This window comes from Geobacillus sp. Manikaran-105, from assembly GCF_002809955.1.
GTDB classification, from domain to species: Bacteria; Bacillota; Bacilli; order Bacillales; family Anoxybacillaceae; genus Geobacillus; species Geobacillus thermophilus.
This window is the reverse complement of the sequence record NZ_PIJG01000025.1, coordinates 1-13,888: the sequence shown is the minus strand read 5'-3', so window position 1 is coordinate 13,888 and position 13,888 is coordinate 1. Positions and strand designations below refer to the sequence as shown.

General features: G+C 54.7%; 16 protein-coding genes and 1 pseudogene. 16 read left to right on the top strand and 1 reads right to left on the bottom strand.

Translation table 11 applies throughout. From position 1 onward, the window contains the following. Positions 1 to 17 precede the first annotated feature (17 nt). From CV945_RS09005 to rpsA, 10 genes and pseudogenes are all read left to right on the top strand, one after another. A pseudogene (locus tag CV945_RS09005) lies at positions 18 to 1,001 on the top strand (YpdA family putative bacillithiol disulfide reductase); the annotation flags it as partial. Positions 1,002 to 1,071: 70 nt separating this feature from the next. Then, positions 1,072 to 2,043, top strand: a complete 972-nt coding sequence (locus tag CV945_RS09000) for an asparaginase (protein ID WP_033010553.1) — start codon at positions 1,072 to 1,074, stop codon at positions 2,041 to 2,043. A gap of 88 nt (positions 2,044 to 2,131) precedes the next feature. After that, on the top strand, positions 2,132 to 2,809 hold the full coding sequence (prsW, locus tag CV945_RS08995) for a glutamic-type intramembrane protease PrsW (RefSeq protein ID WP_044744941.1): 678 nt from the start codon (positions 2,132 to 2,134) through the stop codon (positions 2,807 to 2,809). 91 nt (positions 2,810 to 2,900) lie between these two features. Then, complete coding sequence (gene sleB, locus CV945_RS08990) at positions 2,901 to 3,695, top strand: spore cortex-lytic enzyme (RefSeq protein WP_033010530.1); 795 nt, start codon at positions 2,901 to 2,903, stop codon at positions 3,693 to 3,695. 15 nt (positions 3,696 to 3,710) lie between these two features. Further along, positions 3,711 to 5,054 carry a germination protein YpeB gene (gene ypeB, locus CV945_RS08985; protein WP_033010532.1) on the top strand — a complete coding sequence of 448 codons (1,344 nt, stop codon included), beginning with the start codon at positions 3,711 to 3,713 and terminating at the stop codon, positions 5,052 to 5,054. A gap of 120 nt (positions 5,055 to 5,174) precedes the next feature. Continuing rightward, positions 5,175 to 5,831, top strand: coding sequence for a flagellar brake protein (locus CV945_RS08980; RefSeq protein ID WP_050368686.1), 657 nt, complete (start codon positions 5,175 to 5,177; stop codon positions 5,829 to 5,831). Between the two features lie 55 nt (positions 5,832 to 5,886). After that, the gene (locus CV945_RS08975; protein WP_033010533.1) at positions 5,887 to 6,066 is read left to right on the top strand and encodes a YpfB family protein; all 180 of its coding nucleotides are present in this window, start codon (positions 5,887 to 5,889) and stop codon (positions 6,064 to 6,066) included. A gap of 96 nt (positions 6,067 to 6,162) precedes the next feature. After that, on the top strand, positions 6,163 to 6,837 hold the full coding sequence (gene cmk / locus CV945_RS08970) for a (d)CMP kinase (RefSeq protein ID WP_033010534.1): 675 nt from the start codon (positions 6,163 to 6,165) through the stop codon (positions 6,835 to 6,837). Continuing rightward, on the top strand, positions 6,834 to 7,421 hold the full coding sequence (locus tag CV945_RS08965) for a lysophospholipid acyltransferase family protein (RefSeq protein WP_033010535.1): 588 nt from the start codon (positions 6,834 to 6,836) through the stop codon (positions 7,419 to 7,421). The genes cmk and CV945_RS08965 overlap by 4 nt, the downstream gene beginning before the upstream one ends. 139 nt (positions 7,422 to 7,560) lie before the next feature. After that, complete coding sequence (gene rpsA / locus CV945_RS08960) at positions 7,561 to 8,724, top strand: 30S ribosomal protein S1 (RefSeq protein WP_100659599.1); 1,164 nt, start codon at positions 7,561 to 7,563, stop codon at positions 8,722 to 8,724. 142 nt (positions 8,725 to 8,866) lie between these two features. Here rpsA and CV945_RS08955 read toward each other — a convergent pair whose 3' ends face one another. Beyond that, positions 8,867 to 9,001, bottom strand: coding sequence for a YpzI family protein (locus CV945_RS08955; RefSeq protein WP_080729606.1), 135 nt, complete (start codon positions 8,999 to 9,001; stop codon positions 8,867 to 8,869). 117 nt (positions 9,002 to 9,118) lie between these two features. On the opposite strand from CV945_RS08955, the gene CV945_RS08950 reads away from it, so the two are divergent. From CV945_RS08950 to CV945_RS08925, 6 genes are all read left to right on the top strand, one after another. Beyond that, a complete protein-coding gene (locus tag CV945_RS08950; protein ID WP_033010539.1) occupies positions 9,119 to 9,715 on the top strand; it encodes a YphA family membrane protein in 597 nt (198 codons plus the stop codon). Further along, a complete protein-coding gene (locus CV945_RS08945; protein ID WP_033010541.1) occupies positions 9,712 to 10,614 on the top strand; it encodes a YIEGIA family protein in 903 nt (300 codons plus the stop codon). Before CV945_RS08950 ends, CV945_RS08945 begins: the two co-directional genes overlap by 4 nt. Further along, positions 10,604 to 10,789, top strand: coding sequence for a capping complex subunit for YIEGIA (locus tag CV945_RS08940; RefSeq protein WP_033010543.1), 186 nt, complete (start codon positions 10,604 to 10,606; stop codon positions 10,787 to 10,789). The genes CV945_RS08945 and CV945_RS08940 overlap by 11 nt, the downstream gene beginning before the upstream one ends. A gap of 210 nt (positions 10,790 to 10,999) precedes the next feature. After that, positions 11,000 to 12,310, top strand: a complete 1,311-nt coding sequence (gene der, locus CV945_RS08935) for a ribosome biogenesis GTPase Der (protein WP_033010544.1) — start codon at positions 11,000 to 11,002, stop codon at positions 12,308 to 12,310. Between the two features lie 45 nt (positions 12,311 to 12,355). Further along, on the top strand, positions 12,356 to 13,387 hold the full coding sequence (locus CV945_RS08930) for an NAD(P)H-dependent glycerol-3-phosphate dehydrogenase (protein WP_033010545.1): 1,032 nt from the start codon (positions 12,356 to 12,358) through the stop codon (positions 13,385 to 13,387). A 180-nt stretch (positions 13,388 to 13,567) separates the two neighbouring features. Then, positions 13,568 to 13,771 carry a DUF2768 domain-containing protein gene (locus CV945_RS08925; protein ID WP_033010547.1) on the top strand — a complete coding sequence of 68 codons (204 nt, stop codon included), beginning with the start codon at positions 13,568 to 13,570 and terminating at the stop codon, positions 13,769 to 13,771. Positions 13,772 to 13,888: the final 117 nt, after the last annotated feature.

Genomic DNA, 13,888 nt, shown 5'->3' with positions numbered 1-13,888 from the left:
TGCGAGGTGACAAAAACATGAGGAAAGAAACAATCATCATCGTCGGCGGCGGACCGTGCGGGCTGGCGGCGGCGATTGCCTTGCAAGACGCCGGGTTTTCGCCGCTTGTAATTGAAAAAGGGAACATCGTCCATTCGATTTATCGGTTTCCGACGCATCAGACGTTTTTCAGTACGAGCGACCGGCTCGAGATCGGCGGAGTGCCGTTTATCACGGAAAATCGGAAGCCGACGAGAAACCAAGCGCTTGCGTATTACCGTGAAGTCGTTGTCCGCAAACAGCTTCGCATCAATACGTTCGAAGAAGTGAAAGCCATTAAGCGCCAGGAAGACGGGACGTTTCTCGTTGAAAGCTCAAAAGCGCTATATCAGGCCCGATACGTGGTCGTGGCCACCGGCTATTACGACCATCCGAACTATATGAACGTGCCGGGAGAAGAGCTGCCGAAAGTGATGCATTACTTTAAAGAAGCGCATCCGTACTTCAACACGGACTGTGTTGTCATCGGCGGCAAAAACTCGAGCGTCGATGCGGCGATGGAGCTCGTCAAAGCCGGGGCGCGCGTGACGGTTCTCTACCGGGGCGGGGAATATTCCAAAAGCATTAAGCCGTGGATTTTGCCGGAATTTGACGCCCTTGTGAAAAAAGGCGTCATTCGCATGGAATTTCATGCCCATGTGAAAGAGATCACGGAAGATGCGGTCATTTACGAAGTGAACGGGGAGACGAAAACGATCAAAAATGATTTCGTGTTCGCTATGACCGGCTACCATCCGGACCATCGCTTTTTAATGAACATCGGCGTCGGCGTCGATCCGGACAGCGGCCGGCCGCACTACGACCCGGAAACGATGGAAACGAACGTCCCAGGGGTGTTTATCGCCGGGGTGATTGCGGCCGGCAATAATGCGAACGAAATTTTTATCGAAAACGGCCGTTTCCATGGGGACGCTATCGCCGCCTGCATCGCCCGGCGCGAGCGGGAAGCGGCGGCCCGAAAGCCGCTATACTTGCATCCGCACGGCGGAAACGGGCGCTGTGATGGAAAACGGGAAAGTGAGGGTGACGAATGTGGCTGAACGGAAAGTTGTGCTGCTGACGACTGGCGGCACGATTGCCAGCAAACGAAATGAGCGCTCCGGCCGCCTAAAGGCCGGGGCATTGAGCGGCGAAGAGCTCGCTTCGCTCTGCCATTTGCCAAAGGAAATTGAAGTGGTGGTTGAGAGCGTGTTTCAGCTCCCGAGCATGCATTTGACGTTTTCGCATTGGCTTGAATTGAAAAGGCGGATTGAGGCGCATTTCGCCGATCCGTCTGTGGATGGCATCGTCGTCACCCACGGGACGGACGCGCTCGAGGAAACAGCGTATTTTCTTGATTTGACCATTGACGATCCGCGGACGATCGTCGTCACCGGCTCGCAGCGGGCGCCGTTTGATTTAGGGAGCGATGTGTATATCAACATCCGCCATGCCATTTATGCCGCGTGCGCTGAAACGCTGCGCGGGGCGGGGACGGTTGTCGTATTCAACGAGCGCATTTTTGCTGCGAAATATGTGAAAAAGGAGCATGCTTCCAACATTCAAGGGTTCAACGCATTCGGGTTCGGCTATTTGGGCATTATCGACAACGATGAAGTGCACGTGTACCAAAAGCCGATCCGGCGCGAGCATTTCCGGCTCGTGCATCCGCTTCCGCCTGTCGACATTGTGAAATGTTACGTGGAGGCGGACGGCAAGTTTATTAAAGCGGCCCGGGAAAGCGGCGTCGCCGGAATCGTGCTTGAAGGAGTCGGCCGCGGGCAAGTGGCGCCGAACATGGTGGATGAAATCGTCAAGGCCGTCAACGACGGGATTAAGGTCGTGGTGACGACGAGCGCTGAGGAGGGGGCGGTGTATACAACGTACGATTACGTGGGAAGCGCCTATGATTTGCATAAAAAAGGGGTCATTCTCGGCAGCGACTATGACGCGAAAAAAGCGCGCATCAAGCTCGCCGTCGCTCTCGCCGCCGGCGCCGCCGTTGACGGCTTGTTCGCCTATTAGGTCGGCGGGCCGCTTGGCAATTTCGTCTTTTTCATCGCTCTGTTTCGTGGTACGATAGAGATAAACCGACAAAGAAACGGGGATCGGCATGTTTTCGTTGATTTCTGCCGGCGTCGCCCCCGGGGTGGCGCTGCTTAGCTATTTTTATTTAAAGGACGAGTATGAGGCCGAGCCGCTCTCCTTTGTGCTGCGCATGTTTTTTTTCGGCGCCTTGCTCGTTTTTCCGATTATGTTTATTGAGTATGTGCTCGCTGCCGAAGGGATCGTCTCCTCGCCGGCTGCCGAGGCGTTTTTCTCGGCGGCGCTGCTTGAGGAGTTCGTCAAATGGTTTGTCGTCTATTTTTTTGTCTACGACCATGACGAATTTGATGAGCCGTATGACGGCATTGTGTACAGCGCCAGCGTTTCGCTCGGATTTGCGACGCTCGAAAACATTTTGTATTTGCTCGCCAACGGAGTGGACACGGCAATCGCCCGGGCGCTCTTGCCGGTCTCAAGCCATGCCCTGTTTGCCGTCATTATGGGGTTTTATTTTGGCAAAGCCAAATTTGCCGGCCGAAAGCGCCGCTATTATTTATGGGCGTCGTTTTTGCTGCCGTTTTTCCTTCACGGCGTTTACGACTGGATTCTGCTCGCCCAAAAGCAGTGGGGGTATTACATGGGGCCGTTCATGCTCATCTTATGGTGGGTGGCGTTGCGCAAAGTGAAACAAGCGAAAGAATCCGTCCGCGTTGAGAAGATGCCATCCGTGAAAAGCCAGGCGTAACATGCTTGGCTTTTTTGTTTTTTCTGCATAAAAAGGAGAAGTTGAAGAAAAATAGGGGTAAAAACGGCGATGGTTGACGGGAGGTTTGCATATGGAAAGGAAATTGGTCATGCTCATGTTGATCGGCCTGATGACATGGATGCATCCGGCCGGCCATGCGGCTGCTTTTTCCCCGCAGGTGATTCAGCGTGGCGCGGTTGGCGACGATGTCATTGAATTGCAGGCGCGGCTGCAGTATCTCGGCTTTTACAACGGAAAGATTGACGGCGTGTTCGGCTGGCGCACGTATTGGGCGCTGCGCAACTTTCAATACGAATACGGGCTGCCGGTCGATGGTCTGGCCGGCGCCGAGACGAAACGAAAGCTCGTGAACGCATCGAAATATTACGAGTCGTTTGTGAAAGAGCAAATCCGTCAAGGAAACGAGTTCACCCATTACGGCGGCATTCCGCTCAGCAAGCAGGTGAAAAAACGCGGCGGAGGCGGCGGGCGAACGGTGAAAACGACAGCATCCAATGTGCCGAAAGGGTTTTCGCAAAATGACATTCGACTCATGGCGAATGCTGTCTACGGCGAGGCGCGCGGTGAGCCGTACATCGGGCAAGTAGCCGTCGCGGCCGTCATTTTGAATCGGCTCGAACACCCGTCGTTTCCGGACACGGTTGCCGGGGTGATCTTTCAGCCTGGGGCGTTCACCGCAGTGGCCGACGGACAAATTTGGCTGACGCCGAACGAAACGGCGAAAAAAGCGGTGCTCGATGCCATCAACGGCTGGGACCCGACCGGCGGGGCCATTTACTACTTTAATCCGGCGACGGCGACAAGCGCTTGGATTTGGAGCCGGCCGCAAATCAAACGGATCGGCAACCATATTTTCTGCAAATAAAGGAGGGGGACGGATATGCTGCGAACGATCTTGATCGCCGTGCTGGCTGTGGCGGTCATCGGCACCGGTTATTGGGGCTACCGCGAGCATCAAGAGAAAAATGCGATCTTGATTCATGCGGAGAACAACTATCAGCGCGCCTTTCACGATCTGGCCTATCAAATTGACTTGCTTCACGATAAACTGGGCGCCACGCTCGCGATGAACTCGCATGCGTCATTGTCGCCGGCGCTCGCTGAAATATGGAAAATTGCCTCGGAAGCCCATTCCGATGTCGGCCAGTTGCCGCTGTCGCTTTTGCCGTTTAACAAAACGCAAGAATTTTTGTCGCAAATCGGTGAATTCACCTACCGGACCGCAGTGCGTGATTTGCAAGAGGAGCCGTTGACAAAAGAAGAGTATAAGACGCTGCAAGGGCTGTATAAAAGTGCCGGGGCGATCCGCCAAGAGCTGCGCAATGTGCAGCATTTAGTCTTGGAAAACAATTTGCGCTGGATGGACGTCGAACTGGCGCTGGCAACGAACGATCAAAAAGAAGACAACATCATCATTGACGGCTTCAAAGCGGTCGAAAAAAATGTTGATACGTTCTCAAGTTCGTCCGAGTTTGGTCCGTCATTCATCGGCCTGGCCAACGAGGAAAAAGGGTTCGTCCGCGCGAAGGGCCGCCCGGTTTCCAAAGATGAAGCAAAGCGGATCGCACGCGATTTTCTCGGCTTGAAAGGAACGGAGAAGATCAAGGTGACGGAAAGCGGCAAAGGGGCCGACGAACGCTTTTACAGTTTGACGATTCACGATCCGAAAACAAAAGGCGATATTTACATGGATATAACGAAAAACGGCGGCTATCCGATTTGGGTGTTAAACAGCCGGCCGGTTGGCAAACCGACGATCAGCCTGCATGAGGCGGCCAACCGCGGAATGGCGTTTTTGAAGCGGCACAAATTCACCGGGTTTGAGCTGTATGACAGCACACAGTACGATAACGTCGCCGTGCTCACGTTTGTGAAAAGCGAAAACGGCGTCCGCATCTACCCGGAAGCGATCCAAATGAAAGTGGCGCTTGACAACGGCCATGTCGTCGGCTTTACGGCGCGCGACTATTTGTCGTCGTCCATCCCGCGCCCGCTGCCGAAACCGGCGATCACTGCCGAAGAAGTGAAGAAAAAGTTGAATCCGCATCTAAAGGTAATGGAACAGCGCCAGGCGGTCATTATGAACGACTTGCAAAAGCCAGTGCTTTGCTACGAGTTTTTAGGGACGCTCGGTGATGATACGTATCAGCTGTTTATGAACGCGTCAACCGGCATAGAGGAAAAAGTGGAAAAGCTTGAAAGCGTCGAACCGAATTACGAATGAAAACAGAGGGAGGCCTGAAACATGGCTTCCTTTTTGTTTCCGTCCGCCTCAAGCGCCCACTCTGTGGTATAATGATCGTACAAAAACGGCATCCAGCTGAAAAGGGGAAGCGGAAACATGATGATCAAAATTGGGGATCCGATTCGGCTTGAGCCGCTTGATGGCTCGGCACGCCAATACCGAAGCAAAGTGCTTGCCGTCGACGGCGGGGCGATCCATATTGGCTACCCCGTTGACGAGCAGACGGGAAAAACAGTGTATTTGTTAAACGGGATGCAGTTTAAGGCAAGTTTTGTCAGCCAAGAAGGAACGTTATACATGTTTGACACCGAGGTAAAAGGGAAAGTGCATGATCCGTTGCCAATGGTGGTCTTGGATTACCGAGGCGACGAATATGTCATCCGCATTCAGCGCCGCCGCTATGTGCGGGTGAGAGCGAATGTTGACGCTGCCGTCCACCCGCTTGGTGGAGGCGAGTTTGCCCCGTTTGTGACGATGACAGCCGATATTAGCGCAGGCGGGGCCGCTCTTTACATTCCGATGACGCACGCGCCGCTTCTGCGCCCCGGCATGTCAGTCGAGCTTTGGCTCGTGCTGACGATGCGCTCCGGCGACTGTCATTATGTGCGCACGAAGGCGACGGTCGTCCGCATGGCTGTCGACGAGCACAGCGGGGCGAGAATGTCGGTCGAGTTTGCCGGCCTCGCCTCGCAAGATCGCGTCCGGCTCATCCGCTACAGCTTCGAACGGCAGCTTGAAGAGAAGAGAAGGGAATAAATAAGGCGACGGCGTGGAATACTGCTAGAAAAAACGGAAGGCGGGGTTGTTCGCCATGAAGCGGATCGAAGAGCTGTTATGGAAGCTTGTCGCGATTCAGGCGATTTGTCTGCTCATCGCCCAATGGCTTGTTCTGTACACGCCGGCGGCGCTTTATATCGGCAAAGTATATGAGTATGAGGGAGTCGCCAAGCCGACAAAAACAGAAACGATCGAAACGGCCGTCGACCGCTGACGGCGGATATGGTACAATGAACATGAGAATATGCAGGAGTTTCCTGCATTTTTCTTTGTGCCCTGATCAAATGATTTAGACAAAGCAGGAGGAACTATGAAACAACGGATTAACATCGCCATTGACGGACCTGCGGCAGCCGGAAAAAGCACGGTTGCCAAACTGATCGCCCGACGCCTCTCCTACGTGTATATTGATACGGGCGCGATGTACCGCGCGCTGACGTACCGGGCGCTCCAATGCGGCGTCGATGTCCATGATGAGCAAGCGCTCTTGTCGCTCCTTCGCCATACGCATATTGAACTGCAGCCTTCGCCGCAAGGGCAGCTCGTGTTTGTCAACGGCGAAGACGTCACGGACATCATTCGCGGCGAGGCGGTGACGAATGCGGTGTCGTTCGTCGCCCAGCATCCGCTGGTGCGCGAGGAGATGGTCGCCCGCCAGCGCGCCATGGCCAAAGGTGGCGGCGTCGTCATGGATGGGCGCGACATCGGAACGAACGTGCTGCCGAATGCCGAGGTGAAAATTTTCTTAAAAGCTTCGGTTGAGGAGCGGGCGCGGCGCCGGCATGAGGAAAACATCGCCCGCGGCTTTCCGTCCGACTTTGAAACGTTGAAAGAAGAGATCGCCCGCCGCGACCGCCTTGACTCGGAGCGGGAAACGGCGCCGCTGCGCAAGGCGCCGGATGCCGTGGAAATCGACACGACGTCGTTGTCGGTCGAAGAAGTGGCGGCGCGCATTATGGAAGTTGTCAATGAAAGGATTGGATGACGGTGGATTTTTATTCCTTCGCCAAAGGAATCGTCAAAGGAGTGCTCACCCCTTTGTACCGCATTCAAACGATCGGGGTTGACCGCTTTCCAAAAGAAGGCGCGGTGCTTCTTTGCGCCAACCATATCAGCAACCTAGATCCGCCGGTCGTCGGCATTACGGCGCCGCGGCCGATTCGGTTTATGGCGAAAGAAGAATTGTTTCGCGTTCCGGTGGTGAAAACGCTCGTCAAAAACTTGCACGCGTTTCCCGTAAAGCGCGGCATGAACGACCGCCAGGCGTTGCGCATAGGGCTTGAGGTGCTGAAACAAGGCGAAGTGCTCGGCATTTTTCCCGAGGGGACGCGCAGCAAAGATGGCCGGCTGAAAAAGGCGCTGCCCGGCGTCGGCTTTTTCGCTTTGCGCACCGATGCGGCTGTCGTTCCATGTGCGATCATTGGCCCGTACCGGCCGTTTGTGCCGCTCAAAGTCGTGTACGGGGCGCCGATTGATATGGCGCCGCTGCGCGCGCGGAAGGCGAGCCCGGAGGAGGCGGCCGACTACATTATGGATCATATCCGCCAACTGCTTGAACAACATCAGTAAGCATTATAGTACATGTTGATTGAGAAAATATGGTATACTAATTAGAAAAGCGTCCTTATTTTGCCGACAGCCGGCCGCGGCCTCGGCGCGAGGCGCGCTTTTGGCAGGATCGCCAGTCGATGAAGGAGGGGTTTTTACGATGACAGAAGAAATGAATGTGCAAGTGAATGTGTATGAAGTGGGCGATATCGTCCGCGGCAAAGTGGTGAAGCTTGAGGACAAGCAAGTGCTTGTCGAAGTCGAAAACAGCAAGCAAAATGGCATCATCCCAATCAGCGAGCTGTCGAATTTGCATATCGAGAAGCCGAGCGATGCCGTTGCTGTTGGGGATGAAGTGACGGCGAAAGTCAAAAAAGTGGAAGAAGGCAAAGACGGGGAAGAAGGGCTGCTCATTTTATCGAAAAAGGCAGTCGATGCCGAGCGGGCGTGGGAAGAGCTTGAGCGCAAGTTCGCAAACGGCGAGGCGTTCGAAACGGTCATCAAAGACATCGTCAAAGGCGGGCTTGTCGCCGATGTCGGCGTGCGCGGCTTCATTCCGGCGTCGCTTGTTGAACCGCACTATGTTGAAGATTTTTCCGATTACAAAGGAAAAACGCTCGCCGTCAAAGTGGTGGAGCTCGACCGCGAGAAAAACCGCGTCATTTTGTCGCACCGCGCTGTTGTTGAGGAAGAGCAAGAGCGGCAGCAGAAAGAGCTGCTTTCCCGCATTGAGCCGGGCCAAGTGCTCGAGGGCGTCGTCCGCCGCATTGCCGATTTCGGCGTCTTTGTCGATGTCGGCGGGTTTGATGGGCTCGTACATATTTCCCAGCTTTCCCATACGCGTGTCGCCCATCCGTCCGAGGCGGTGAAAGAAGGCGATGCGGTGAAAGTGAAAGTGCTGGCCGTCGACCCGGAGAACGGGCGTCTGTCATTGTCCATCAAAGAGGCGCTTCCGGGTCCGTGGGAAGGCATCAGCGAAAAAGTGAAGCCGGGCGATGTCGTCACCGGGACTGTGAAGCGGCTTGCTTCATTCGGCGCGTTCGTGGAGATTTTCCCGGGCGTCGAAGGATTGGTCCACGTATCGCAAATTGCCAACCGCCGCATCGGTTCGCCGCATGAAGTGCTGAAAGAAGGCGATGAAGTGAAAGCGAAAGTGCTCGATGTCAACGAGGCCGAGCACCGCATTTCCTTAAGCATCCGCGCGCTGCTTGAGGAAGAAACGGCCGCTCCGGCGGAAGATTACAGCCAGTATACGAAAACGGCGGAATCGCGCGGCTTCCAGCTCGGCGAAGTGATCGGCGAGCAGTTGAAAAAATTGAAATAACCTAAGTGTAAAAAAAAGGGTGTCCGAGAAAGGCCGGAACACCCTTTTCTTATTATGATCGCGTATAGCAACAGAAACAATCGTTGTGTTCGGTGTGAACGACCCACCACCTGCGCGAGGTTTTCCACAGGCGGCCGCGTTGTTACTGCCTGTTCCGTTCGCGCGCTTCTTCCGGCGTATCAAGCCGGGCTGCGCCTTTGTAGGCGAATGACTGGTCACGGTCGGACTCGACGCGCCGCGATTGTTTCAGCTTTTTCTCCTGACGGTCTTTTCCCATACACCCCGCTCCTTTCTTGATGAATATCATTTTTACTATGACCGGGCGTTCTTTTTTCTATGCATGAATGAACGGCCATAAAAGATGACATAATGGACATAATAAGGGGTGGAAAAGATGGAAGGGACTTATTTTTATCTCTTTTTTTGGTTCATATGGATTGTCGCCACCTTTTTGATGAAAAAGACGGGCGAACGGACGAGGCTGGCGGCGTTCGCTCTTGTGATGATCAGTTCCGCGTCGTTGACGGTGGAAATCGGTGTTGTCCGCGCCACGTTGGCGTTTTTCGTTCTTTTTTTATGTTCATGTTATGCGGCCATCGAGCGGCGGCCATGCCGCCTTCCGTTTCTGGCGCTGTCGGCGTCCGGCTTGGCGTTTGCCTATGCCGCCTTCCGCCTGCTTGCCTTGTTTGATCCGGTTTGGATTTGGCTTGACGGCCAGTGGATGCTCGCTTGGTGGCTCGTTATCGTCAGCAGTTTGTTTCATCGCCGCTTTGCCGCCCGCCTTCTTTGTCTGGCGCTTGGCGGCTGCCAAGGGGAAGCGGTATACGCCATGGCCATTCACCGCATGGCGCCCGACTATGTGCTCGGTTCGTTCTCGTTTTTCGACGCGGCGGCGATCAGCGCGTCGTGTTTGCTTATTTGGGAAATGATCCGCTTCCTGTCGCTTCAGCTCGAGGAAAAACGGCCTGTAAGGGGGGCGAGACAGCCGTGAACGAATATACGTTTCCCATTTTATACGGCGTCGCTGTCGGAGTGCTGACCCGCCTTTATTTGTTGCGCACCGATTACCGGCAGTATCCGACATACTTGCACGGGCGGACGATCCATATCGCATTGGGGGCGATCGCTGCCGGTCTAGGGACGGTCGCCGTGCCGGCGATCATGGAAAAGGAGTTTGCCGCCATCACGTTTTTGGCGTTGGCCGCCTCACAGTTTCGCGATGTGCGCAACATGGAGCGCAACACGTTGAACGAGCTTGACCAGTATGAATTAGTGCCGCGCGGAAAAACATACATTGAAGGCATTGCGATTGTGTTTGAAGGGCGGAACTATTTGGTCATTTTCGTTTCGTTTTTATCGACTCTTTTTTATTTAGTGTGGAACGTTTGGGCGGCGCTCGCGGCCAGCGCCATCGGCATGATGGTGGCGCGGCGATTTATGAGCGGGAGCCGGTTGAAAGATATCGCCGATGTGAAATATGTCAAACCCCATTTTGAGGGGGCAGGGCTGTATGTGGACAACATTTACATTATGAATATCGGCTTGCCGGCGCGGAGGGAAGAAATTTTGCGCTACGGGATGGGGTTTATTTTGACGCCGAAAAACTTCAACGCCCGAACAACGATCGCCAACCTTGGGCAGCGGCAGGCGATTTTGCACGATGTGTCGACGGCGCTCGGCATTTACCGCGACTCCGGGACGCCGGCGCTCGTGCCGCTCGCCAAACGTGATTTAAACGACGGGCGCGTCGGCATTTTCATTTTGCCGCAAGTGGAGGATATCGAGAAGGCAAAAGCGGTCATTGAGAATGTTCCGGTGTTGGAGAGCGCGATCCGCATGCCGGGCGAGCGGCGTTGGAAACGGAGAGGGGGCAGCGGTGATGACGCATGAAAAAATGATTTTGGCGGTCATTACGATCAACGGTGAAGCCGTCGCTGGGGGTGCGCCGATCTTTGTTTGCCGCACGAAGGAGGAGATGGAGCGAATCGCCGCCAATTTGGAGGCGATTTTGGACGGCATCGCCCATGAGCTCAGCGACGGGCTGCTTGTGATCGTCAAGCATTAGGCGGTTGTTGGGTGTTTCACTTTTTGATAAAATAAAGCAGTTGCAGCACGTTTTGGTTCATCGCCCAGCGCCTTCCCCGCTTTTCAAGCCGGGTGGGCGGCAAAGGCGCGGATCGCCCAAGCGTGCTTGGCGGGGATGGATGTCTGGTCTGGAAAAAGGCGCCTCTTCAAGAGCAAACGAAACAAAAATGAGGATCAAAAGGGTGGTAGCATGGCAAATCCAGTTGTAGCGATTGTCGGCCGTCCGAATGTGGGGAAATCAACGATTTTCAACCGCATTGTCGGAGAGCGCATTTCCATTGTGGAAGACGTGCCTGGGGTGACGCGCGACCGCATTTACAGCAGCGCCGAATGGCTGAACCATACATTTTACTTAATCGACACCGGCGGCATCGACATCGGCGATGAGCCGCTGCTTGTGCAAATTCGCCAACAGGCGGAAATCGCCATCGATGAGGCGGATGTCATCATCTTTATGACGAACGGCCGCGACGGTGTGACTGCGGCTGATGAAGAGGTGGCCAAGCTGCTCCGCCGGTCGAACAAGCCGGTCGTGCTCGCCGTGAACAAAATCGACAATCCGGAAATGCGTGATTTGATTTACGACTTTTACGCGCTTGGATTCGGGGAGCCGTATCCGATTTCCGGGGCGCACGGGACGGGGCTTGGCGATTTGCTTGACGCCGTCGTCCGCCATTTTCCAAAAGGGGCCGCCGAAGAGTATGAAGAGGACGTGATTAAGTTTTGCCTCATCGGCCGTCCGAATGTCGGCAAATCGTCGCTTGTCAACGCCATCTTAGGGGAAGAGCGGGTCATTGTCAGCGACATTGCCGGGACGACAAGGGATGCGGTGGACACGTCGTTTGTGCGTGAAGGGCAGGAATATGTTATTATTGATACGGCAGGAATGCGCAAACGCGGAAAAATTTACGAAAGCACGGAAAAATACAGCGTGCTGCGCGCGTTGCGGGCCATTGAACGGTCGGATGTCGTTCTTGTCGTGCTAAACGCCGAAGAAGGCATTCTCGAGCAAGATAAAAAAATCGCTGGCTATGCGCATGAAGCCGGGCGCGGGGTGATTCTCGTCGTCAACAAATGGGACGCCATCGAAAAGGATGACAAAACGATGGCTGAATTTGAGCGGAAGATTCGCGATCACTTCCCATTTTTGGACTATGCCCCGATTTTATTTGTGTCGGCGAAGACGAAACAGCGGCTCCATAAGCTGCTGCCGCTCGTGCAGCTTGTCAGCGACAACCATGCGATGCGCGTTCAGACGAACGTGCTCAATGAAGTCATTATGGATGCGGTGGCGATGAACCCGACGCCGACGCATAACGGCAAGCGCTTGAAAATTTATTATATGACGCAAGTCGCCGTCAAGCCGCCGACGTTCGTCGCCTTTGTCAACGATCCGGAATTGATGCACTTTTCGTACGAACGATTTTTGGAAAACCGCATCCGCGATGCGTTTGGCTTCGAGGGTACACCGATCAAAATCATCGCCCGCCCGCGGAAATAAGAAAAGCGGAAGGCTGCGACAATCGGATAAAGGAAGTGGGAAACGATGGAGAACATCGCTGTATTGGGCGCCGGAAGCTGGGGGACGGCGCTGGCGCTCGTTCTGGCTGACAACGGGCACCGCGTTCGGCTTTGGGGGCAGCGGGCTGAACAGATCGAGGAAATCAACAAACGGCGGACGAATGAAAAATATTTGCCGGGCGTCCGCCTGCCGGAAGCGATCATCGGTTATCATGATCTTTGCGCTGCGCTCGACGGCGTGTCCGTAACGGTGCTCGCTGTGCCGACAAAGGCGATCCGCGGCGTGCTGCAAAAAGCGCGCGCGTGCCTGGCGGCGCCGGTCACCGTGGTCGCCGTCAGCAAAGGCATCGAGCCGGGGACGCACAAGCGCGTATCGGAAATTGTCGCTGAGGAAATGGGCGAATGGCTGGAAGACGTTGTCGTTCTTTCGGGGCCGAGCCATGCGGAAGAAGTGGTGCTCCGCCATCCGACGACGGTGGCGGTGTCATCGCCGAATATGGAAGCGGCGCAGCGCATTCAAGATCTATTTATGAACCATCACTATTTCCGCGTGTATACGAACCCGGATTTAGTCGGTGTCGAAGTCGGCGGGGCGCTGAAAAACATCATCGCCTTGGCCGCCGGCATCAGCGACGGGCTCGGCTACGGGGATAATGCGAAAGCAGCCCTCATCACAAGAGGGTTGGCCGAGATTGCCCGGCTCGGCTGCGCGCTTGGCGCCAACCCGCTCACCTTTTCCGGGCTGGCCGGAGTCGGCGACTTGATTGTCACGTGCACAAGCACCCATTCCCGCAACTGGCGGGCCGGTTATATGCTTGGCCAAGGAAAAAAACTTGACGAGGTGCTCGAAAGCATGGGGATGGTTGTCGAAGGGGTGCGGACGACAAAAGCGGCGTACGAGCTGGGGGGAGAACTCGGCGTCAAAATGCCGATTACCGAGGCGCTCTATGAAGTCTTGTTCGAAGGGAAAGAGCCGAAAGAAGCAGTCGATTCGCTCATGGCGCGCGGAAAAAAGCAGGAAATGGACGATGTCATGAACATTTTTGCCGAGCCGTAACGCTGAAAATAGGCGGATGGCGGTACAAGTCGTCCCTGTTTTGCATACAATATGACGAACCATCATCGGCTTGAGCTTCCGGAAGGGTATAAGGCGATGCTGAAGTAAAGAAAGCCCCGCTTTACTTCAGCTTTTTTTATGGCGATGATATAATAGTTGTCGAAAAAAGGAGGAACACGTATGTCACCGGCTTTAGCGAAAATGTGGATCGCCATCGCCTCAATGGTGTTCATGTTTATTTCCGTCGGTTTCATTTATTTGAGCCGCTACAAGCTCAAGATTCGCTGGCTTCGCTTTTTGCTGGCGGTTATCGCTTACGTCCTGTTGATTCTCGCTGGCATCATCATTATTTTTGTCGTGTTCAGCGGACCGACGCCGCAATAGGAAAAGGATGGAGGAACTGTCAACTACCCCCACTTCGCTAACGCTTGAAGTGGGGGCTTGCAACTCCCCAGAAGTGCAAACGGACTTCGTCCTCCTTCCTTGACTTGGGGTTGCATC